This window comes from Mesorhizobium sp. M7A.T.Ca.US.000.02.2.1, assembly GCF_003996995.1.
In the GTDB taxonomy this organism is placed as follows: Bacteria; Pseudomonadota; Alphaproteobacteria; order Rhizobiales; family Rhizobiaceae; genus Mesorhizobium.
Map to the genome: position 1 here is coordinate 1 of NZ_RZTT01000886.1, position 547 is coordinate 547.

At 68.9% G+C, this 547-nt stretch carries 1 protein-coding gene; it reads right to left on the reverse strand.

Going from position 1 to position 547, the window contains the following annotated elements:
• Positions 1-547: hydantoinase/oxoprolinase family protein (locus EOD15_RS35290; RefSeq protein WP_281035612.1), on the reverse strand; the 547-nt coding region annotated here is incomplete at both ends.

Here is a 547-nt window from a genome sequence, read left to right on the forward strand (position 1 = left end):
TCTCGACGTCGAGCGGCTCGTCCTGGCCGGGTCCAAAAATCGCCGGGAAGAAATCGGGCTGCAGCTTGCCAAGCATGACGTTGGCGTCGGTGACGGCGAGCGGGCCGCTGCGCCGGTAGGCTGCCGGGCCGGGATTGGCGCCAGCCGAATCCGGTCCGGCCCGGAAGCGGCCGGCCTCGTAATGCAGGATCGAGCCGCCGCCGGCGGCGACGGTATGAATGCGCATCATCGGCGCGCGGATGCGCACGCCGGCGACCTCGGTGTCGAAGGCGCGTTCGTATTCGCCGTCATAGTGGGCGACATCGGTGGAGGTGCCGCCCATATCGAAGCCGATGACCTTATCGAAGCCGGCGAGCCTGGCTGTCTCGACCATGCCGACGACGCCGCCGGCCGGTCCTGACAGCAGCGCATCCTTGCCCTGGAACATGTCGGCGGCGGTGAGACCGCCCGACGACATCATGAACATGAGGCGAGGGCTTTCCCTCCCCCTCGAGGGGAGGGTGGCGGCAAAGCCGCCGGGTGGGGTCGGATCGACCGGGCTCGACGT